The sequence below is a fragment of the Alkalihalobacterium alkalinitrilicum genome (assembly GCF_002019605.1).
GTDB lineage: Bacteria > Bacillota > Bacilli > Bacillales > Bacillaceae_F > Alkalihalobacterium > Alkalihalobacterium alkalinitrilicum.
The window spans coordinates 3,546,543-3,567,230 of record NZ_KV917368.1; the positions used below are offsets into that span (position 1 = coordinate 3,546,543).

Annotated in this window: 20 protein-coding genes and 9 tRNA genes; 6 read left to right on the forward strand and 23 right to left on the reverse strand. The window is 36.8% G+C overall.

Features of this window, described 5'->3' with window-relative positions:
* Nucleotides 1-128 precede the first annotated feature (128 nt).
* Complete coding sequence (locus BK574_RS17105; RefSeq protein WP_078429428.1) at nt 129-548, reverse strand: universal stress protein; 420 nt, start codon at nt 546-548, stop codon at nt 129-131.
* Nucleotides 549-882: 334 nt separating this feature from the next.
* Here BK574_RS17105 and BK574_RS17110 point away from each other — a divergent pair, with 334 nt between their 5' ends.
* The gene (locus tag BK574_RS17110) at nt 883-1,491 is read left to right on the forward strand and encodes a DedA family protein (protein ID WP_078429429.1); all 609 of its coding nucleotides are present in this window, start codon (nt 883-885) and stop codon (nt 1,489-1,491) included.
* A gap of 28 nt (nt 1,492-1,519) precedes the next feature.
* Here the strand turns inward: BK574_RS17110 and BK574_RS17115 are convergent, their stop codons facing one another.
* Nucleotides 1,520-1,930, reverse strand: a complete 411-nt coding sequence (locus BK574_RS17115) for a hypothetical protein (protein WP_078429430.1) — start codon at nt 1,928-1,930, stop codon at nt 1,520-1,522.
* A 313-nt stretch (nt 1,931-2,243) separates the two neighbouring features.
* On the opposite strand from BK574_RS17115, the gene BK574_RS17120 reads away from it, so the two are divergent.
* Nucleotides 2,244-2,435, forward strand: a complete 192-nt coding sequence (locus BK574_RS17120) for a hypothetical protein (RefSeq protein WP_075389095.1) — start codon at nt 2,244-2,246, stop codon at nt 2,433-2,435.
* A 108-nt stretch (nt 2,436-2,543) separates the two neighbouring features.
* Entirely contained in the window at nt 2,544-3,353 is an 810-nt protein-coding gene (locus BK574_RS17125; RefSeq protein ID WP_078429431.1) for an alpha/beta hydrolase family protein, read from the forward strand.
* A gap of 164 nt (nt 3,354-3,517) precedes the next feature.
* Here the strand turns inward: BK574_RS17125 and BK574_RS17130 are convergent, their stop codons facing one another.
* The 3 genes from BK574_RS17130 to BK574_RS17140 form a co-directional block, all read right to left on the reverse strand.
* The gene (locus tag BK574_RS17130; RefSeq protein ID WP_078429432.1) at nt 3,518-5,065 is read right to left on the reverse strand and encodes a peptide chain release factor 3; all 1,548 of its coding nucleotides are present in this window, start codon (nt 5,063-5,065) and stop codon (nt 3,518-3,520) included.
* A gap of 77 nt (nt 5,066-5,142) precedes the next feature.
* Entirely contained in the window at nt 5,143-6,141 is a 999-nt protein-coding gene (locus BK574_RS17135; RefSeq protein WP_078429433.1) for a Gfo/Idh/MocA family protein, read from the reverse strand.
* Nucleotides 6,142-6,234: 93 nt separating this feature from the next.
* Nucleotides 6,235-7,152, reverse strand: coding sequence for a YncE family protein (locus BK574_RS17140; RefSeq protein ID WP_078429434.1), 918 nt, complete (start codon nt 7,150-7,152; stop codon nt 6,235-6,237).
* A 436-nt stretch (nt 7,153-7,588) separates the two neighbouring features.
* Here BK574_RS17140 and BK574_RS17145 point away from each other — a divergent pair, with 436 nt between their 5' ends.
* On the forward strand, nt 7,589-8,422 hold the full coding sequence (locus BK574_RS17145; protein WP_078429435.1) for an MBL fold metallo-hydrolase: 834 nt from the start codon (nt 7,589-7,591) through the stop codon (nt 8,420-8,422).
* 62 nt (nt 8,423-8,484) lie between these two features.
* On the opposite strand, the gene BK574_RS17150 is transcribed toward BK574_RS17145, so the two are convergent.
* Entirely contained in the window at nt 8,485-8,799 is a 315-nt protein-coding gene (locus BK574_RS17150; RefSeq protein ID WP_078429436.1) for a YbjQ family protein, read from the reverse strand.
* A 188-nt stretch (nt 8,800-8,987) separates the two neighbouring features.
* On the opposite strand from BK574_RS17150, the gene BK574_RS17155 reads away from it, so the two are divergent.
* Nucleotides 8,988-9,443 (forward strand): DinB family protein, encoded by a 456-nt coding sequence (locus BK574_RS17155; RefSeq protein ID WP_078429437.1) that lies wholly within the window; start codon nt 8,988-8,990, stop codon nt 9,441-9,443.
* Nucleotides 9,444-9,515: 72 nt separating this feature from the next.
* On the opposite strand, the gene BK574_RS17160 is transcribed toward BK574_RS17155, so the two are convergent.
* A complete protein-coding gene (locus BK574_RS17160; protein WP_075389088.1) occupies nt 9,516-9,719 on the reverse strand; it encodes an alpha/beta-type small acid-soluble spore protein in 204 nt (67 codons plus the stop codon).
* A gap of 176 nt (nt 9,720-9,895) precedes the next feature.
* On the opposite strand from BK574_RS17160, the gene BK574_RS17165 reads away from it, so the two are divergent.
* On the forward strand, nt 9,896-10,198 hold the full coding sequence (locus BK574_RS17165) for a transposase (RefSeq protein ID WP_078429438.1): 303 nt from the start codon (nt 9,896-9,898) through the stop codon (nt 10,196-10,198).
* Nucleotides 10,199-10,924: 726 nt separating this feature from the next.
* Here the strand turns inward: BK574_RS17165 and glmS are convergent.
* From glmS to BK574_RS17245, 16 genes are all read right to left on the reverse strand, one after another.
* The gene (glmS, locus tag BK574_RS17170) at nt 10,925-12,727 is read right to left on the reverse strand and encodes a glutamine--fructose-6-phosphate transaminase (isomerizing) (RefSeq protein ID WP_078429439.1); all 1,803 of its coding nucleotides are present in this window, start codon (nt 12,725-12,727) and stop codon (nt 10,925-10,927) included.
* Between the two features lie 458 nt (nt 12,728-13,185).
* On the reverse strand, nt 13,186-14,532 hold the full coding sequence (glmM, locus tag BK574_RS17175; RefSeq protein ID WP_075389083.1) for a phosphoglucosamine mutase: 1,347 nt from the start codon (nt 14,530-14,532) through the stop codon (nt 13,186-13,188).
* Nucleotides 14,533-14,558: 26 nt separating this feature from the next.
* Nucleotides 14,559-15,809 carry a CdaR family protein gene (locus tag BK574_RS17180; protein WP_078429440.1) on the reverse strand — a complete coding sequence of 417 codons (1,251 nt, stop codon included), beginning with the start codon at nt 15,807-15,809 and terminating at the stop codon, nt 14,559-14,561.
* Nucleotides 15,802-16,626, reverse strand: coding sequence for a diadenylate cyclase CdaA (cdaA, locus tag BK574_RS17185; protein WP_078429441.1), 825 nt, complete (start codon nt 16,624-16,626; stop codon nt 15,802-15,804). The genes BK574_RS17180 and cdaA overlap by 8 nt, the downstream gene beginning before the upstream one ends.
* Before the next feature lie 123 nt (nt 16,627-16,749).
* Nucleotides 16,750-17,391 (reverse strand): anti-sigma factor family protein, encoded by a 642-nt coding sequence (locus BK574_RS17190; RefSeq protein WP_078429442.1) that lies wholly within the window; start codon nt 17,389-17,391, stop codon nt 16,750-16,752.
* Between the two features lie 15 nt (nt 17,392-17,406).
* Nucleotides 17,407-17,970 (reverse strand): RNA polymerase sigma factor SigW, encoded by a 564-nt coding sequence (sigW, locus tag BK574_RS17195; RefSeq protein WP_075389079.1) that lies wholly within the window; start codon nt 17,968-17,970, stop codon nt 17,407-17,409.
* 203 nt (nt 17,971-18,173) lie between these two features.
* Nucleotides 18,174-18,249: transfer RNA gene (locus BK574_RS17200), tRNA-Ala, on the reverse strand.
* Between the two features lie 11 nt (nt 18,250-18,260).
* Nucleotides 18,261-18,334: transfer RNA gene (locus tag BK574_RS17205), tRNA-Gly, on the reverse strand.
* Between the two features lie 158 nt (nt 18,335-18,492).
* A tRNA-Gly gene (locus BK574_RS17210) sits at nt 18,493-18,567 on the reverse strand.
* 7 nt (nt 18,568-18,574) lie between these two features.
* A tRNA-Lys gene (locus BK574_RS17215) sits at nt 18,575-18,650 on the reverse strand.
* Nucleotides 18,651-18,653: 3 nt separating this feature from the next.
* A tRNA-Gln gene (locus tag BK574_RS17220) sits at nt 18,654-18,728 on the reverse strand.
* Nucleotides 18,729-18,740: 12 nt separating this feature from the next.
* Nucleotides 18,741-18,825, reverse strand: a tRNA-Tyr gene (locus tag BK574_RS17225).
* A 35-nt stretch (nt 18,826-18,860) separates the two neighbouring features.
* Nucleotides 18,861-18,936: transfer RNA gene (locus tag BK574_RS17230), tRNA-Thr, on the reverse strand.
* 1 nt (nt 18,937) lies between these two features.
* Nucleotides 18,938-19,013, reverse strand: a tRNA-Val gene (locus tag BK574_RS17235).
* 128 nt (nt 19,014-19,141) lie between these two features.
* A tRNA-Glu gene (locus BK574_RS17240) sits at nt 19,142-19,216 on the reverse strand.
* 208 nt (nt 19,217-19,424) lie between these two features.
* On the reverse strand, nt 19,425-20,687 hold the full coding sequence (locus tag BK574_RS17245; protein WP_075389078.1) for a TRAP transporter large permease: 1,263 nt from the start codon (nt 20,685-20,687) through the stop codon (nt 19,425-19,427).
* Between the last annotated feature and the right edge of the window lies 1 nt (nt 20,688).

Genomic DNA, 20,688 nt, shown 5'->3' on the forward strand with positions numbered 1-20,688 from the left:
TTAACGAAATCTAGTCCTGAAAACCGCCAGTTCACCTAAAATTAACCGAATTTTTGAGGAAGGAGTCCTCTGGCTGAATGATAGAGGAATTGATACTATTACATCTACAATTTTTACTTTTCAAAATATCACTTTACAATCATAACTGGGCAATGAGCACGCTTGGCTACTTTATGACTGACACTTCCTAGGACCATCTCTTGTAGAACATTTAATCCTCTACTCCCCATCACGATTAAGTCATAATGATGGTCATTTGCGTATTTCACAATAGCAGCTCCTGGTTCACCCCGAACAATTTTGATCTCATACTTAACTTTTTCCATTTTCGCTTGTTGCTCAATTGCACTTAGCTTCGCTTTTCTTTGTGAAGCTATCCCTAATGCATCCCAATTCTTTAGCACATCCGCTTTTGAAATATTCCCATCGACTACATATAATACCGTTACCATGGCTTCGTTGGTTCCTTTTGAAATTGTGATCGCTTTTTCCGCAGCTCTTATGGAATGTTCTGACCCATCAGCTGGAAGTAATATACGTTTAAACATGAAAAGCCCCCTTTAAGAAAATGTACATGAAACTACCTCACCTGGTTAGCCTATATTAGTAAAATATTAATAGAATGATTTCACTTTTTCTTACAATCAGTATACCTTAAAATACCAAGAAGGTCATTGAAGAATAGTCAAATGTAACTAGTTAAAGCTTGAGTTGGTATCCTATACACCTTCTTTTTTACCTACTCACTTAGTTCGTAAAGGAGTATGACCATTTCTATTAACGAATAATTAATCTCTATTGAAAATGTCATTTACGTATATGAAATAATCAGTTTATAATAAATTAACATTGTACGTTAAAACCTTATGATTGAGGGACATTATGGAATTATTTGAATTTTTAATAATGAAATATGGCTATATTGCGATTGTATTAATACTTATGGGGGGGATCGTTGGTCTTCCAATACCAGATGAAGTATTACTTACATTGATTGGCTATTATACATACCTTGGCAAGATGTCTTACTTTTTAGCCATTTTATCTGCATTTATAGGTTCGGCTATCGGCATTACAATTAGTTACTTTTTAGGAGCAAAACTTGGACTACCATTTTTAATGAAGTATGGACCACGTTTTCATATTTCGCATAAGAAAATTGAATATACCCAACAACTCTTTCATAAATATGGACCTGTCCTTCTTTTTATCGGTTATTTCATTCCTGGGATACGTCACATCACAGGCTATTTATCTGGAATATCTAAGTATAGGCTAGTTAAATTCGCATTATTTGCCTACACAGGTGCGTTTACATGGGTATTTATTTTTATTGCATTAGGACATGAACTTGGGAATAAATGGTTTATTGTTGAAAAATACTTTTTAAAGTTTAGTATATACCTATTTATTATATTACTACTTGTAGTCCTTTTTCTTATTATTCGATATAAAACACAACCATCGAGTAAAAATATTGAAAAAAAGTGAGGAAATTCCTCTCCTCACTTTTTACTAATTATTCAGTTGCTTCTACTTGAATTTCTTCTCTCAGTTCTTCAACTGTTTCAAATGTCCATGATCCTGTAATTTCTTCACCATCAAAAGCAACGGCAACAAAACCATCTTCGACTTTGATGATATCAACTTTATAAGCACCATACTCTTCTTTATCTGTATCAATTGTGTCCATATAACGTACTTCTTGTGCAGAACCCCATAAAAGTAATTCAGTTGCATACGAGCTATATGTTTTTCCTTCAGGAGCTCTTTCAATAAACTCTTCAGCTGTTAAATAGCCTTCTTCTTCAGTCACTTCTTCCGTTTCTGGTGCTCCTGTTTGCTCTGCTTCTTCTACTGGCTCATTTTCTGCCGTGCCACAGCCAACTAATAGCAAACCTGCTGCTACTACTACTAAAAACTTTTTCATATCTGTCTCATCCCCTATATCCTTTTTTCTCTCCTACGATATTATATAACAAAACAAATTTTAAGATAAAGTAGAAAGTTTTTACTTCTAAAAACCTAGAAAATTCTGCATTATTACATTTTTCTAAAATAATATTTTTTTGACTTGTTTTAGAATTATTTTACCTTTGCATAAAAAGATAATGTTTATTAAAAAATCTATATTTATTTATAGAAGATTATCATGTATTATATACAATTGTATGGTTATTTACGCTTACTTTTAATTGCTACTGTCTTATTTACATACAAGTTACATTTAGGAGTCGATCAATATGAAAAAAGATAAAATTCGTGGAGTTAGTATCCACACAACGGGAGAAGGATTAGCTTACTATATTCATTATGACCAAAATGGTACAAAACATGTAAACAAACAAATGTATGAAGAAGCAATCTCTTCTTTACAAAAATGGGATCATCAAATTGACCAAAACAAAACTGAGGTTAGAGCATTAAAGCTCTAATCTCAGTTTTTTCTTTTTTCAAAGATTTGTCTTGAAATATTTTGTTGTTCCCATTATACTAATCCCAAGTAAACTAATAAGTTTTATTGTGATTAGGAGGCGTTATACTTGATTAAGCCCGTTCTTTTCCCATCAGGAAGTCTACAATTATCGGCTATGACTCATTATCCACAACAAATGTCAGTAAAAGAAAAAGCACCTGCCATTATTTTTGTTCACGGCTTTGTAGGCAGTAAAGTCGGTGAGCATCGTCTATTTGTTAAAGCTGCTCGATTTTTTTCAGAGCGTGGATACCTCGTGTTTCGGTTTGATTTTAGTGGATGTGGTGAGAGTGAAGGTGACTACGGTCAAGTTACCCTATCTAATCAAATCAAAGAACTACAATCAGCTATTGACTATGTTTTATCTATAGATAGCGTAGACCCTAACTTTTTAACCATTGTTGGTCATAGCTTAGGAGGAGCAGTCTCTTCTTTAACCGCAAGTCGTGATGAGCGAATTAAACAGTTAATCCTTTGGTCTCCTGTTGCAAGACCATACACGGATATTGTACGAATTACAGGCCAAGAAGCGGTAATTCGTACAAAAGAAGAAGGTGCTTATGATTACAACGGATTTTATTTAAGCCCTACTTTTTTTGAGGATTTAAAACTGCATCAACCTTTGAAAAGTGTTCAAAACTACCGTGGGCCTGCATATATCATTCATGCAGCGTTGGATGAGGATGTTCCTAAAGAGAATGCATTTGACTATTATCAAGCTTTTAGTAATAAAAAAACTACTTCTACTACGCATTATTCTTACATCGAAAAGGCAGATCACACCTTTTCAAGCTATACATTTGAACAACAGTTATTTGAACTAACATTTCAATGGATTACTGAACAAAACACGCAAAATACAGCTCAAATCATTTAAATAAAAAAGCTGATTTCCTTAGTGTTCAGGCTATAGACGAACTAAACGATTGCAACTCTTTTAGCAGCAATCGTTATATCTATATACCTACCCCAATTAGGAATCAGCTTTTTGTTTTCTAATAACCTGTTTAAAGCCTTAGCTAAGCTTGACGAGTCAAATTCTTAAAATAACATATCCCAACCAGAAGAAAGCTTTATTTCAGGATACTTATCTACAAACCAATTATACGTAAAGTCATTTTCAAATAATATAACAGTTCGCTCATGTAAATCTTTTACAAGAAGCTTTCGACTATCGGTCATTCGATCCGTCACTTCTCCTTCGACAACCCAACGTGCAAGTGAATGTGGCAAATAATTCAACTCAATGTCGACATTGTACTCATTTTTCATTCTGTATTCAAAGACTTGATATTGTAATTCCCCGACGGCCCCTAAAATATAATCATCAAAGTAAGGTGTACGGTACAACTGAATGGTCCCTTCTTGCACAAGCTGGTGAAGACCTTTATGAAAATGTTTATGTTTTAAAGCATTTTTTGCCAAGACTTTCGCAAAGCGCTCAGGTGGGAACTGTGGTAATTCCTCATATTGAAATACTTCATTCCCTGTTAATAACGTATCTCCAACTTGATAAACACCTGAATCATAAATTCCAATAATATCTCCAGCATAAGCTGTATCCACCGTTTCCCGCTCTGAAGCAAAAAATTGATGAGATTGAGCAAGCTTTATTTTTTTGCCTGTTCGAGCAAGAGTTACATCCATCCCTCGTTCAAAAGAACCTGAACAAATACGTAGAAACGCAATTCGGTCACGATGTTTTGGGTTCATATTCGCTTGGATCTTAAAAATAAACCCAGAAAATTTAGCGGATTCTGGCTGTATCTCCCCTTTTGATGACTGCCTCGGTTGTGGTGGGGATGCTAAACGAACAAACTGATCAAGAAAACCTTGAACCCCAAAGTTGCTTAGGGCACTCCCAAAAAATACTGGCGTCATCTTTCCTTCTCTTACTTTTTCCATAGCAAAATCGTTACCCGCTTCATCAAGAAGCATGATATCTTCATCTAACTTTTCGGTTTCATAATCACGAAGCCCCGCTTCTTCAAGACTCACTACTTGATGTTCTTGCCCTTCAATAAAAACTTCAATCGACTGATCCGTTCTGTTATAAATGCCTTTTAATGTTTTTCCCATACCAATCGGCCAATTCATCGCATACGTTTCCATTTCCAATACTTCTTCAATTTCAGCTAATAAGTCTAATGGTTCTTTTCCTTCACGATCGAGCTTATTAATAAAGGTTAAGATAGGAATTCCTCGCATCTTACATACTTTAAACAACTTCAACGTTTGCGCCTCAATACCTTTTGTACCATCAATCACCATGACCGCAGTGTCTACTGCCGTTAAGGTTCGATATGTATCTTCACTAAAGTCTTGGTGACCAGGAGTATCTAGAATATTAATTTGAACACCTTCATATTCGAGTTGCATGACACTTGATGTAACAGAAATTCCACGTTGCTTTTCAATTTCCATCCAGTCTGATGTGGCATAGACACCTGACTTCTTCCCTTTTACTGTCCCTGCTTTTCTAATTCCTCCACCGAGTAACAACACTTTTTCTGTTAAGGTCGTTTTCCCTGCATCGGGGTGAGAAATAATAGCGAATGTTTTTCTGGGTAATACTTCTTGTTTACTCATCTATTTGCTTCCTTCCTGTCATTGCTGCTATCCCAATAGTATAATGAAAGTTTTAACGACATACAATTATATTTTATTTAAGAGGTAACTTCTACTCTACTTTTTTGAGACATCGATTGAAAACAAGCATCCATAATCCGCATATTTTGTATTGTTTGTTGTCCATTATAGATAGGCTCGGTTTGTTCTAAGATTACACTTGAGAAATATTCAATTTGAGCTCGATACTGATCCGTCTCTATTTTTTCACTTCTTTCTCCATCATTAGTTGTAACTATGATTTCTCCTACTCCATTTCGTTTATCGGGTCGAAATGCATGTGGAACAACAATTTTTCCTTTCGTACCAATTATCTCATAGTCATTCATTGGAAACTGTTCAAAACTACAAGTAAACGTCGCCACGACGTTTTCAGGAAAAGACAGGACACCTTGAACGGTAACGTCAACATTTGTTCTAGAGTCTATATTAGCTTCACAGTACACAGAAATAGGTTCTACTTGTAATATGGAACGACTGGCATGGATACAATAACAGCCGACATCATATAGGCTACCACCCCCAAGATTTTGGTTGAGCCGAATATTATCCTCCTCTAGGTTGAGCAAATAGGTGAATGAGGAATTCATTTGTTTTACTTTTCCGATTTCCCCTGATGCTATGATTTCTTGTACGCGACGGTGTTGCAGATGAAATTGATACATAAATGCTTCCATGAATTGTACGTTTTTTTGCCGACAAGCCATAATCATCTCTTCTGCTTCTGCACTCGTTAACGCTGCTGGCTTTTCACACAAGATATGTTTGCCCTTTAACGCAGCTTCAATGACCCACTGTTTATGAAGAGCATTAGGCAGTGGGAGATAAATAACATCGACTTGTGAATCGGCTAATAATTGATTGTATGATGAGTATGCTTTTGCAATATTAAATTCTTCTGCCGTTTCTTGTGGCGCTCCTTTTTGACTAGCTATAGCAACAACTTCCGCATATTTTGATCGTTGTATTGCTGGAATGACCGCTTTCTTTGCAATACTAGAATCACCCAAAATCCCCCAGTTTATTGTGTTTTTCATTTCAAGATCCCTCCTTCTTAGCATATAAAAACCCTACTATGTAGTGGACTTTACATAATAGGATTCTCATTTATTCATGGTTTTTAATACGTTTTATTTTTTTATGTATGCCATTCCATCAGGGTGGATACCAACGTCTATTCTTTTATCTTCCTTTAACGTTTCCATATTGATGACCGAAACATCATTAGTTTTGTTATTGGCAACATAAGCTAACGTTCCATCCTCGTTAAACACGGTACCCCCAGGCCAAACACCTACACGGATTCGTTTCACTTCCCAAGGACGAACATTCCCTTTTAATTTATGTGCCGTATCTATGATTGATAAATCACCTGATTCACGATTAGGAATTAAGGCATACTTTCCATCTGGTGAAAATACTACTCGAATTGGTATCTCTCCTATACGACGTTTATGTTCGACTTCAAATGTTTCTGTATTTATCACATATAAATTATTGTCCCCTTGGTTAGCTACATACAATTGCTCTCCATTCGGATGAACCGCTACACCTTCTGGTGCTTTCCCTACTGGAAAGTGGTTAATAACTAGCTCTTTTTCTACATCAATAACTGTCATATTATCAGAACCTATATTAGGTACGTAGACTGTTTTCCCGTCTGGAGAAAACGAAATCATATGAGATAATTTTTGATATGTAGGAAATACCTTTTCAATTTCATCCGTCTCACTATTGATAATAAACACTTTTTCACTATATGTAGAGGCCATAAAAACTTTTTTTCCGTCATTTGTAACACCGAGTCCATGCGGAAAGTTGAATTCAGGATGTTCTAACGTTTTTACTATTTCAAACGTTTCATTATTCATGATATTGATTTTATTTCCTAACGAGCACGTTATATATGTCTTTTTACCGTCTGGAGTTACTACTACTTCGTGGGGATTATAGTCAGTATCAATCGTTTTAACTACTTCGTTTGTTGCTAATTCAACAATGGATATGGTATCTTCGTCCTTATTCAAAACAATTAAATATTCATGCATAAACCTACCTCCAAAATTAAGTTTCGTCTCCCTAAATATATCATTGTCCTAGAAATTTCACAAACGCAAAATGGTGTAAATGTTGTTCATAAATTGTGGTAAAATATATACTCAATAAGTCTCATTAGAAGAACACGTTTTTGGCTAATAAAGGGAAATATTGATATATATGTTATTTTATTCCGCAACAACAGTAATACCCCCACTTTAGACTTGATGAAGCAAAGAAGGATAAGTGGGGATTAACTGCCAGTAAAGACAAAGTCAACACAGACTAAAGACGCCACGTCCTGCGGCAACGTCTGTGTGACCCAGATCGTGTGGGCCTCAACTAACCTTCAGTAGGGAAGAGGAAAACCCTCACTGATGGAAGTTCCACTTTATCTATGAAGAGAAATTAATATTATTGGAAGTATAAAAAAACTAGGTGATATCAATGAAACTTTCTAAAACCATTACAACACATGAAGATGTAATTTGTTTACACGGGACAATTAAAAAGTTCGGTCGCGTTTTTACGTTTAATGTTTATTACGTGGACGGTTTACTTATTGATACTGGACCAATGTGTGTAAAAGATACTGTCGTAGAATTTGCTAAGGAAGTACAACCGAAACAAATTATTCTAACTCACTTTCATGAAGATCATTCGGGCAATGCCGATACCTTATCTAAGCTTTTTAATATACCGATAAGGACGAGCTCTTTAACCGCTGACTTATTAAAAACGTCCCCTACTATTCCTTTATACCGTCGCTTAATTTGGGGAAAAGAGCTTAAAGCTATTGAAGGAGACATTGTAGAACACTCTATCTCCACAGATAAATATCAATTTTCGATTGTCAAAACACCAGGCCATTCCATTGACCATATATGTCTCGTAAATGAGGTAAACGGTTGGCTTTTCTCAGGTGACTTATTTTTAGGAAAGCGCCTATTGTACGGTATGAAAGGTGAATCTATTCCGCAACTATATCATTCTGTGAGTAACATCTTGTCCTATGACTTTGATACCGTCTTTTGTGGTCATGCTGGGATCGTAGGGCATGGACATGAAGCACTCAAAGCAAAACAATCCTTTCTTCAAAAACTTATTCAAGACACCACCTCACTGTACAACCGTGGGTGGAGTGAAGAAAAGATAACAAAAAGACTACTCTCGCGACAATCTGCGATCCAACTTTTTTCTGGCGGTGAAATGGCTCCTAAACATCTCATTCACTCGATTATTAAATCCATTTCATCCAAAAAGAGTATACAAACTAATTAAACATGTAAAAAGTGAAGGTACTCCAAAAAGAAACATGGATACACCTTCACTTTACTATGTTCTTATTTTATTTTAACTGCCGTACCACTCGCAATACACATCATCATACCATCTCTTAATGTCTCAAAATCAAGGTCAACACCAATAACCGCATCTGCACCCATCCGCCGTGCTCTCTCCACCATTTCTTTAATGGCCAACTCTCGCCCTTCAGCAAGCTTACTTTCATATGCACCACTTCGGCCACCAATGATATCTGTTATTCCAGCTAAAAAATCACGAACAACATTTGCCCCCATTATTGCTTCCCCACTAACAATTCCATAATAAGTTTCAATTTCTTTCCCCTGTAAAATATGGGTTGTCGTTACAATCATCGGTATTCTCCTCTCAACCACTTTTTTATTACAGGATAAATATACCATACGGATTCCGTTTTAAATACTGCCTTCTAAGCAGACATTTGAACATTTATTTGCTGATTTGCGGGACAAACTATTTTTCTTTTTATATAAAATCGTTTACAATATTATCTAAATAGTCAAAATTATTAGGGGGTTTATTAATGGCTACTACCGCATTTACTTTTGCCCGATCGGCAAATCTACAAGTACTACAAGCTGCAAAAGAACACCAACTGGATGCTATTCCAGAAGGCTTCAACAATTCAATACGCTGGAATGCTGGGCATGTGCTCGTTATCGCAGAAAATGTCTTAAGCCATTCCGATCATTACGAGCCTGTCTTACCAAGTCTATATAAAACACTATTTGATATGGGTACTAGCCCTTCAGGGTGGACAGAAGAACCACCTTCTGTTGTAGAAATCGTTGAGATGTCTAAGAAACAATTAGAAGCTGTACAGAAGCTAAGTCAAAACTATGGAGATACTACTTTCTCCAAACCTTTCGTTTTATTTGGTACAAGCTTTGATAATGTTTCCGATGCAGTAGGTTTTATCTCTTTCCATGAGGGATTGCATTTTACAGCAATCAAATCGTTATTAAAGAAAACAAAGTAATCAATTAACAAATGGTTAGAAAAGGCTCAAAAAAGGGAGAAAGAGCTTATACTCTTTCTCCCTTTTCACCTATTATCGTTGAAATCCACCAAGTTGTTGCTCGGCCATTTGTACTAATCGCTTCGTAATTTCTCCCCCTACAGATCCGTTTGATCGAGAGGTTGTGTCAGCTCCGAGTTGTACACCAAATTCTTGCGCAATTTCCATTTTCATTTGATCAATTGCTTGTTGTGCATTAGGTGTTACTAGTTGGTTTGAAGAATTATTGTTTGCCACTAGAAATCAACTCCTTAATTAGATTTAATAATATTATCTTCGCAAACTGAGTTTATAAACCCGGTAATTTTTTCATGTAATTTGTACTTTTACATCATGCAATTCAATTATTAATACGTCTTCCAATTCGTTTAAGCCTTAATCATATAGACAAGACTGATGATGAGGTGATTGAAGTGAAGGTACTTTTAATTTTAGGTAGTTTTGTTGTTCCAATGATTATGGTAATCATGCAAAATAAATGGTCCAAATTCCGATTGATTTTTAACTTAATAGCTATATTAGCTGCACTGACCTTTGGAAATATGTTATCTCTTGCAATTTACCAAATTCTACATGATAACACCGTGTTCATGACGAATATACACGGTATCCTACTAAACCCTTTTTTCTTATTAACAGGAGCGTATTTAGGCGTATATCTCGTCTATACAATTACCCTTAATATATTTCAAGATGTTAGTAGTAAGCTATTTTAGAGAAAAATATCTGTAAATGTTGATTTTCTCGAAACATTCACAGAATCCCAGATTAAATCAAACTTACCGCGACCCTTTTAAATGAATCATTCAAGTTTTTGAAGCGTAAATACTTCATATGATGTCGAAGTTATTCATTTAATCCGCACCGACCAACCTGGAAAAACAGCAAGGATTTTCATGAATTTTTTGAGGGAAAAAGATATGTGTCAGCTCGCATGCCCCAACTAATAAAATGCAGAGGTTACTCTCTGCATTTTAATGTCGTTATGACACAAGTTCTATATATTCCTAAATATTTAGCTTGTTTATTAAAAAAATCTTCATTAGCTAGGTCCTCAAATAGTAATACCAATTTCATACTTTCTATCATAATGTCGTAATCATGTTATCTGTGATTTTAAAGTGTTGAGGTATGTACATGTTTTTCGGCTCCTAATAACGTTGTAAAGACATAACTAACTTGGTTATATTTCATTTTATATTCATTGAAACGATCGGCATCTTTCGTTTGTATACCTTAAGAAAGCGACACAACACATATTTAATTAAACATTTATTTAACATTATTCATACTAAAAGGAGTCGGCTCATACCAACTCCTTTTTGATGTTATACTTGTAAATTAAGTTTAGTTCCCTATCTTTTTTCTTTGAAAAGAGACTTAGAAGTAATAACAGTGGTTACCCACATTATTGTCGGTGAACAAAAAAATCAAATTCGAGATTATTCCACGGTAACCGACTTTGCTAGGTTACGTGGTTTATCTACGTCACATCCACGGTGTAATGCTGCATAATAAGCGAGCAATTGTAATGGAATGACACTAACTAGCGGTGTAAGCTCTTCATGTACATTTGGAATAACAAATGCATCATTTACATCATCTAAACCTTCCATACTAATAATGCATGCGTTCGCTCCACGTGCTGAAACTTCTTTCACATTTCCTCGGATACTCAAGTTAACGTGTTCTTGTGTTGCTAATGCAATTACAGGTGTTCCATCTTCAATCAGTGCAATTGTACCGTGCTTTAGCTCTCCACCAGCAAATCCTTCAGCTTGGATATACGATATTTCTTTTAACTTAAGAGCACCTTCTAAACCGACAAAATAATCAAGCCCACGGCCAATAAAGAAACAGTTACGTGTCGTCGATAAATAATCACGAGCTAATTTCTCAATCAATTCTTTTTGATCACATAACGCTTCAATCGATGTGGCTACAAGGCTTAACTCATAGATCGGATCAAAATCGATATCTAATCCTTGAGCAATTGCTGTGTCCGCTGCTAATATAGCCAGAACCGCCATTTGTGCTGTATAAGCTTTCGTTGAGGCTACTGCAATTTCTGGTCCTGCATACGTATGAAGGGTATAATTCGCTTCACGCGATAATGTAGAACCTGGTACATTGGTAATCGTTAAGGCAGGATACCCGAGTTTTCGTACATTGACTAAAACACCTCGGCTATCTGCTGTTTCACCACTTTGTGATATAAAGATAAAGAGTGGATTTTCTGATAACAATGGCATATTATATAAAAATTCACTCGCAATGTGAACTTCTACTGGTTTTTTCGCAAGACGCTCAATTAGTTGTTTTCCAACTAACCCCGCATGATAACTTGTTCCTGCTGCAATGATATAAATGCGATCCGCTACTTTCATTGCTTCTCGAATATTATCATCTAACTGAAGCTTATCATTACTATCTTTGTACTTAGAAATAATATTACGAATAACAACGGGTTGCTCATCGATTTCTTTTAACATGAAATGTGGATACGTTCCTTTTTCGATATCACTAGCATCTAGCTCAGCTGTAAATGGTTCTCTCGCGATCGTAACTCCAGCTAAGTTTTTAATCTCAATGTTTTCACGCGTCACAATTACAATCTCTTGATCCATTAATTCAACAAAGGTGTTTGTCACTTGTAACATCGCCATTGCATCACTTGCCACAACATTGACACCATCACCAATACCGATCAAGAGTGGGCTTTTATTTTTACCTACATAAATTTTCTCTGGATCTTTCTCGTCGATCAATGCAGCTGCATACGATCCTTTTAAAAGTGATAATGTTTGGCGAAAGGCTTTCTCTACCGTTTGCCCTTCATTAAGGGATTTTTCTACGAGTTGTACGATAACCTCTGTATCTGTATCACTTTCAAACGTTACATCTTGTAAATAATCACGTTTCAGTTGTTCATAGTTTTCAATCACGCCATTATGCACGATCGTAAATCGATGTGAAGTACTTTGATGCGGGTGAGCATTCACTTTACTCGGTTCTCCGTGCGTCGCCCAACGAGTGTGGCCGATTCCGACTGTTCCAGCTACATTCGCATCAACAATTCCTCGAAGAGTGGCTATTCGCCCCTTTTCTTTGAAAAGATGCACTCCTTTTTCATTAACAATGGCAATCCCTGCAGAGTCATACCCACGATACTCAAGCTTCTCTAACCCTTTTAATAAAATCTCTTTTGCGTCTTGTGTTCCAATATATCCTACTATTCCGCACATGGTTAATTTCCTCCTATGATCGGGAGGCAAGTAACACCCATGTAAATTTACATAACCCTAGGGCATTCTCTTGCCCCCACTCTTAGTTAATACCGTTTAGTGCATCAATGTTTTTGATTTTGTACAGAAAGTCACCTCTCTGTTTTTTACAAAAACTTTCGGTTGTGATGTTCAACCGAGGGGCATCCGCCGATCATCGATAAACCCCTTCCTCGTCAACTATTCTTCTCATCCGTGAATAGTTCAGGCGCTTTAAAAAATACAGTTGTCTGACCTCCAATCTCCTTTCAAAGTCAAAGATAATCATACAATATGAAACTGAAATTGGTCAATCCATTTCCTAATTGAAATAAAAATTGTAAAAAACTCCCACGACATATTAACTCAAAAAAATTTTCAATTTCAGATCATATAATATTAAAAATATGCAAAAGCGGCACGTCTTGTGCCGCTATCACTTACTCCGATATTCCCATTTCTTCTCGTACTACGTCAGAAATTTCGTTCACATACTGTTCACAAAGCTCTTCTGTTTTTGCTTCGACCATGACACGAACTAATGGTTCTGTACCAGAAGGTCTCACAAGTACACGACCATTACCTGCCATTTCTTCCTCCACTTTTGCAATCACTTGTGAAACTCTTTCATTTGCTTGAACCGCTTCTTTATCTGTTACTCGAATATTGACAAGTACTTGCGGGAATTTTTTCATCTCACCTGCAAGTAGAGACAATGGCTTACCTGTTGCTTTTATGATATTGACTAATTGAAGAGCCGACAACATACCATCCCCCGTTGTAATATGGTCTAAAAATATAATATGGCCAGACTGTTCCCCACCAAGGTTAAAACCGCCTTTACGCATTTCTTCCATTACATAACGGTCACCGACACTTGTTTGTTTGGCTTCAATCCCAACTTCTTCTATTGCTTTATAAAACCCTAAATTACTCATGACCGTCGATACAACGGTATTGTGCTTTAACCAACCTTGCTCATTCATATATTTAGCGCAAATAAACATAATTTGATCGCCATCTACAATATTTCCTTTTTCATCAACAGCAATTAATCGATCAGCATCACCATCAAATGCTAGTCCGAGATGTGCTCCTTTTTCAACAACAAATGCGGAAAGCACTTCTGGATGAGTCGAACCTACTTTATCATTAATATTAACACCATTAGGTGATGTTCCCATTGTGTAAATATCCGCTTCTAAATCAGCAAATAAATGAGGTGCTAAAGAAGATGCCGCACCGTGAGCACAATCAAGAGCAATACTTAAGCCTGAAAAATCTTCTTGTACGGTTTGCTTTAAGAATTGAAGGTACTTCTGTCCTCCCTCAAAATAGTCATTTACTTGCCCTAATTCAGCTCCAACTGGTCGTGGTAATGTATCTTCTTCGTCTAATAGTCTTTCAATTTCCTTTTCTTGATCATCCAATAATTTAAATCCATCTGGACCAAAAAATTTAATTCCATTATCGGCAACTGGATTATGCGAAGCTGAAATCATAATTCCAGCTTGACCACTTAAAGCTTTTGTAAGAAAAGCAACACCTGGCGTAGAAATTACACCTAAGCGCATAACCTCTGCTCCGATGGAAAGTAAACCTGCAATGAGGGCCCCCTCAAGCATTTCACCAGACAATCGTGTATCACGTCCGATTAATACCTTTGGCTTTTGTGTGTTTTTGGTTAATATGTATCCACCTATGCGACCTAATTTAAACGCCAATTCTGGTGTTAGTTCAGTATTCGCAACTCCACGGACTCCATCAGTTCCAAAATATTTACCCATGAATAATCTCTCCTTCAATAAATCCCTTATTGATCTTCTTGTTCCATTTCTTCTACTACAATTAACGCTTTTTCAATTTCCGTAAAAAACAATAAGTTTTGTGGACCTACTATTTGTATATCGACTTCATGTTCTCCTGGAGAAAGCTGATTAATATCGACAAATGCCTGAATATCTTCAGTCGTTAATTTATCTAAAAGTAACCTAGACCCTTTGACTAGTATATCGGTTACTTGATTTTCAGGAGTTATAATTTCAGCCGTAAACCCTTCAGGTAACCCTGTAATCTCTAAAGGTATATCTTCTATCGTTAAGGTTTCTTCCACACTTAATTCAATCGTTACATTAACTACTTCAGGATCTACCTTTTCCACTCCTCGCGGTCTCGGTACATTTAATTGTACTGTCTGACTTTGAGAAATTTCATTTAAATCTAAAATGATCCCCTCAATTAATGAAATATTGTTTAATACATTTTGTGGTCCAAAAATTGTCACCACTTTTGGATCTACAGTGATAGAATTTATGCTTACTCCTTCTGGTAGCTCCCCTTGTTTTGTTACTTTAACGGGTACTTCTTTATATGGACTTGTTATCGGAACACGCACATCGACTACTGATGGCTCAATATCAAGATGTAGCTCATTCCCAAAATGATCATACAACTTTACTGGCGCACTTTTTTCAATGGTTTTATCTGCATCTTTTACATCGACATACACTTTTGCTATTGCCACTTGATCAATGAATTCTTCTGCTGCAGTAATCTCTACATTTACTGGCGTCACAATTGGTGTACCTATAGAATACCCTTCAGCGATTTCGGCACGATTCACTAAATCAACTTCAACAGGTAACGATACCGTTCTTTTCTCCTGTAAAACCACTCGAACAAACTGTGGGACAATCGTAACCGAGACGTCATTTGGGAAGCCTCTATGTTCAATACTAATATGATGCACGCCCGCTTCTCGATCCGTTAAATCTGCAAACACCTCATAGGATGGCCGCGTCACTTGAAAAAGTGTAATTGAACTTTGCGGTCCTTTTAAGTTGACTTGAACGCTTTCTGTCATTTCTGTTATAGCAAAACGATCTTCATCATAATATGCGGTAACATCCACTTCTTCTAACGTATATGTACCAGGAGTAACGGTAGGTAAGACCCCTACTGGTTGATTAGTTAAGTTATCATAATTGACCATCATAAATAACATTAAGGCAATGAAAAAAGATACAATCTTAACAAACCATGGACTATTAAAGAATTTATCCATTTTTCTTCCCTCCCCATTGCCAACGAGAGGTGGTAGTTGGTCTTGTTTCCAACATAAGCTCTTTTTCTAGTAAGTGACGTAGTTGCTCTTCATTTAGATCACGGTGAAGCTCTCCATTTTTGGTAAGAGAAACATTCCCGGTTTCCTCGGATACAACAATTGTTATACTATCCGTTACTTCACTAATTCCTAGAGCTGCGCGGTGCCTTGTACCGAGTTCTTTTGAAATAAACGGGTTTTCTGATAAAGGTAAATAACAACCCGCAGCAAGGATTGAATTTTCCTTAATAATGACGGCTCCATCATGCAATGGTGTATTTGGTATAAAGACATTAATTAAAAGTTCTGAAGTTAACTTTGCATTCATACCAATTCCAGTTTCAACATAGTCATTCATGCCCGTTTCTCTTTCGACTGAAATAAGTGCACCAATTCGACGTTTCGCCATATAACTAGAAGCTTTTAAAATTGCTTCTATTGACTTCGTCGCTAACTCTTCTTGAGGGATATTCGTTCTTGAAAAGAAGCGTCCTCTCCCTAATTGTTCTAACGCCCTTCTAAGCTCAGGCTGGAAAATAATAATAATCGCTAATAAACCGTATGTCACTGTTTGCGTCATAAGCCAATGAAGTGTCCGTAAGCCGAGGATGTTACTTAATATCCATACAGCTAATATAACGGTAATCCCCTTTAATAATTGGACCGCTCTCGTTCCACGGATCACAATAATAAGCTTATAGATCACATAGGTGACTAATAATATATCAATTATACTTCCTAAATGCGTAAGAATTTGTATTTCACCGTCAGGAAACATACTTGCGTCCTCCAAACATTATTAAAACGAAACTATACTCTAATAAATAGCTTTTTCATTATACCATAAAGAAATACTTCAATATTTTTACTTTTACTTTAAAACTATGAACGCTCAAAAAAGTTACTCCTCTGAGTCACGTTCAAAAACATTAATCACTTCTAATAGGAAATGCTTAATATGATACCAAGTCCAATCTAACACTTGATTAATTTCTTTGATTTCTCCACTTACTGAACCAGCAGAAGCCAAATACTGCTCACTATTAATTAGCAGTATACTCCCTTTAACCTCACCAGCTACCTCAAGCTTTCCATTTCGTATCGTCAAATCCCCTTCAACAACTTCACCTTCTGGGACAACAACTGTTCCAGTCTCCTTATCTATTTGTAAGTTCCCAGCACCAGAGACCGTCAACTGTCCTTCTTGATGATTCCATAAGGAAACAACACTCGAAGACATAAATACTAAAAATATAGCAGCAGCAATTAAGAAAGGATGGCGTTTAATCCAACTTTTCCAAACACGCGAAGTAGTTCTTTTATCTTCAGGCAATTGCTTTAATACGTTCGCCGTTAAATCTTTAGGGGCGGATATATGAGAAGAACTTTGGACAAATGCTATCGTTCGTTTTAACTCTTTATAATGTTCATTACAGTCTTCACACTGTTTTATATGTTCGTAAAGGCTAGCACGTTCTTTGTCACACGCTTCACCGTCTAAATATTTATGCATTAATGAAACATATTTCGATTCACATGCCATTTGAAAGTCCTCCTTTTACTTATTTCTCATTCTCTTTCTTAATGCTTCTCTCCCTCTATGTATCCTTGTTTTTACCGTTGAAATAGGCAAATCTAGGACTTCACTAATTTCCTTGAGAGAAAGATCTTCGATGTATTTGAGTATAATCGCTGAACGATACTTCGGAGGAAGTTGACTAATTTCATCCTGAATCCACTCTTGCATTTCTAATACGACCACTTGATCTTCTGGAAGCTCTTGATCAGCTGCAATTTGTGATTGAACCGTCAGTCCCTCGCCCCCAGAAATTGGATCACCCAAAAATTGATCTGGCTTTTTCTTTCGCAGCCGATCAATTGATAAGTTTGTCGTTATTCTAAACAGCCAAGTAGAAAATTTACGAGAAGTGTCATAACTATCAAGGTTAGTATATGCACGTAAAAAAGCTTCTTGGGCAATATCTTGTGCTTCATGTACGTTACCAACCATCCGATATGACAACTGATACACTTTATCTTTAAATAATTCTACAAGTTCACCAAAAGCCTGTTGGTCACCTTTTTTCACTTCTTTAATTAGTTGCTGCACAATTCTATCCATTTTTTATTACCTCCGCTTAAATTGCGGTTAGTCTATATACGAACCACTGTAGAAAAAGTTTCTATTTCACTAATTTTTTTCAAAACATACTTCCTATTTTACCATGTTTATATGGAAATTGAAGGAATAAGATAGAATAATAGATTACACCTCACAAAAACAAAAAAATCCTTAGATATTCTATCTAAGGTTGTAGTAAATTATGGTGGAGCCTAGCGGGATCGAACCGCTGACCTCCTGCGTGCAAGGCAGGCGCTCTCCCAGCTGAGCTAAGGCCCCACTAAATATTATGGAGCGGGTGATGAGAATCGAACTCACGACATCAGCTTGGAAGGCTGAGGTTTTACCATTAAACTACACCCGCAGTTTATTCACTTACATTATCATGCCTCTTCCTCTTCTAGCAGATGCATAGATGTTCTTGCGTCAAGGCAACTCGATGTTATCTCACAGATGTTTCGCTCGTGGCTGAGGTTTTACCATTAAGCTATACCTGCAATTCACTTACATTGTTATACCATTTGGAGCGGAAGACGGGACTCGAACCCGCGACCCTCACCTTGGCAAGGTGATGTTCTACCACTGAACTACTTCCGCATTGAAATGGTGAGCCATGAAGGACTCGAACCTTCGACCCTCTGATTAAAAGTCAGATGCTCTACCAACTGAGCTAATGGCTCGAATGGCTGGGCTAGCAGGATTCGAACCTACGCATGACGGAGTCAAAGTCCGTTGCCTTACCGCTTGGCTATAGCCCATCCTATATTTAGTGGTGGAGGGGGACGGATTCGAACCGCCGAACCCTCAGGGAGCGGATTTACAGTCCGCCGCGTTTAGCCACTTCGCTACCCCTCCAAAAGATTGTACTTTGCTTAATTGTAAGCTGAAAATGGTGCCGGCGAGAGGACTTGAACCCCCAACCTACTGATTACAAGTCAGTTGCTCTACCAATTGAGCTACACCGGCATGGTGGAGGATGACGGGCTCGAACCGCCGACCCCCTGCTTGTAAGGCAGGTGCTCTCCCAGCTGAGCTAATCCTCCATTAAGATTTTGATAAGCTGCGAATTTCTTCGTCAGTTTCGCCCTTCTGTACTCACGTATCTAGATACGATCTGTTCCTCAGGACTTCACTTCCTCGAACTTCTTGCTTCTAAAAATCTTTTAGAAATTGGTGACCCGTACGGGATTCGAACCCGTGTTACCGCCGTGAAAGGGCGGTGTCTTAACCGCTTGACCAACGGGCCATGTGTTACCTTTTATACTGACAAAAGAGATTATATCAGAGGTAACCATTCGTTTGCAACCCTTTTTAAAAACTTTTGAAATAAAAAAACGATAATGGAGGCTGAAAAAGTTTTTGCTCTGACATACATCTCTATTTATACGATGTCAGAACAAAATTTCTTCATTAAAAACCAATAGACTCTATATTCAGCCTCTCACAATACTTTTCTAAAGTAAAAATAAACTAATTTGAGGAACAAAAGAAATAATTAATACACAAAGAATCATCACTATTATAAATGGAATAATGGCACGAACAATATTTTCAAATTTCGTTCCTGCAATATTAGAAGCAACGAATAAGTTTATCCCTACAGGCGGAGTAATAAAACCAATTGCTAAATTCACTATCATAATAATTCCAAAATGCACCATATCAATCCCTAATGCTAGCGCAACTGGTGCTAAAATAGGTGTTAAAATAATAATCGCTGCAGCTGTCTCTAAAAAGATACCAATGATCAATAATAAGACATTGATAATTAGAAGCGCTACAATCCAATTATCAGTAATCCCTAACATAAACTCAGTAATTTGAGCTGGAATCTTTTCTCTCGTTAAGTAATAACCAAAGATTGAAGCTCCTACAATAATGAACATAATTACTGATGTCATCAAGACAGAAGCCGAAAAAATTTCATATAATTGTTTTAGTTTGATTTCTCGATATATAAATACACCGACAATTAACCCGTAAACGACTGCAACTACTGCGGCTTCCGTTGGAGTAAAAATCCCACCGTAAATTCCACCTAAAATAATTACTGGCATCATAAGTGCTAAAAACGCATCTTTAAAAGCTTTCAGGAACTCTGAAAAATTGTAAGGTTCCCCACCACCATAGCCTTTGATTACAGAAATGATATAAACTAATACTGTTAATGAACAAACAATAAACACGCCAGGAATAATCCCCGCAATGAATAAATCACTAATTGAAACCCCTGCCGCTACACCAAATAATACGAGTGGAACACTCGGTGGGATGACTACGCCAACTGTTCCACCAGCAGCTTGAATGGCTGTTGAAAAATTTTTGTCATATCCCTTTTTAACCATTGCAGGGATAAGAATAGACCCTACTGCAGCTGTTGTCGCAGCAGCCGAACCTGAAAGAGCTGCAAAAAAGGCGCAGGCAACCACTGAAACGATTGCTAAACCTCCTCTAATTCTACCAAAGATCACATTTGCTAAATGAATAAGCCTTTTGGAGATTCCCCCACTTTCCATTAATTTACCGGCTAAAATAAAGAAAGGGATCGCGAGTAAAGGGAAAGAATCTACAGAATTAAACATACGTTGCATGATTGCAACGAGTGGAACCGAGTCTTGAATGATAAATATAATTGCTGCGGACATCCCTAGTGCAATAGCTACAGGAACGTTAATAATAAATAAAATAAATAATAAGATAAATAAAATAGTGCCCACC

Bases quoted from the DNA above. Each gene is read 5' to 3' on its own strand.
- BK574_RS17120 (WP_075389095.1), top strand. From the start codon at position 2,244: ATGAAAAAAGATAAAATTCGTGGAGTTAGTATCCACACAACGGGAGAA.
- BK574_RS17145 (WP_078429435.1), top strand. From the start codon at position 7,589: ATGAAACTTTCTAAAACCATTACAACACATGAAGATGTAATTTGTTTA.
- BK574_RS17150 (WP_078429436.1), bottom strand. From the start codon at position 8,799: ATGATTGTAACGACAACCCATATTTTACAGGGGAAAGAAATTGAAACT.
- BK574_RS17110 (WP_078429429.1), top strand. From the start codon at position 883: ATGGAATTATTTGAATTTTTAATAATGAAATATGGCTATATTGCGATT.
- cdaA (WP_078429441.1), bottom strand. From the start codon at position 16,626: ATGTTTCCTGACGGTGAAATACAAATTCTTACGCATTTAGGAAGTATA.
- BK574_RS17105 (WP_078429428.1), bottom strand. From the start codon at position 548: ATGTTTAAACGTATATTACTTCCAGCTGATGGGTCAGAACATTCCATA.
- BK574_RS17190 (WP_078429442.1), bottom strand. From the start codon at position 17,391: ATGGCATGTGAATCGAAATATGTTTCATTAATGCATAAATATTTAGAC.
- BK574_RS17140 (WP_078429434.1), bottom strand. From the start codon at position 7,152: ATGCATGAATATTTAATTGTTTTGAATAAGGACGAAGATACCATATCC.
- BK574_RS17180 (WP_078429440.1), bottom strand. From the start codon at position 15,809: ATGGATAAATTCTTTAATAGTCCATGGTTTGTTAAGATTGTATCTTTT.
- sigW (WP_075389079.1), bottom strand. From the start codon at position 17,970: ATGGATAGAATTGTGCAGCAACTAATTAAAGAAGTGAAAAAAGGTGAC.
- BK574_RS17115 (WP_078429430.1), bottom strand. From the start codon at position 1,930: ATGAAAAAGTTTTTAGTAGTAGTAGCAGCAGGTTTGCTATTAGTTGGC.
- glmS (WP_078429439.1), bottom strand. From the start codon at position 12,727: ATGTGCGGAATAGTAGGATATATTGGAACACAAGACGCAAAAGAGATT.
- glmM (WP_075389083.1), bottom strand. From the start codon at position 14,532: ATGGGTAAATATTTTGGAACTGATGGAGTCCGTGGAGTTGCGAATACT.
- BK574_RS17155 (WP_078429437.1), top strand. From the start codon at position 8,988: ATGGCTACTACCGCATTTACTTTTGCCCGATCGGCAAATCTACAAGTA.
- BK574_RS17135 (WP_078429433.1), bottom strand. From the start codon at position 6,141: ATGAAAAACACAATAAACTGGGGGATTTTGGGTGATTCTAGTATTGCA.
- BK574_RS17130 (WP_078429432.1), bottom strand. From the start codon at position 5,065: ATGAGTAAACAAGAAGTATTACCCAGAAAAACATTCGCTATTATTTCT.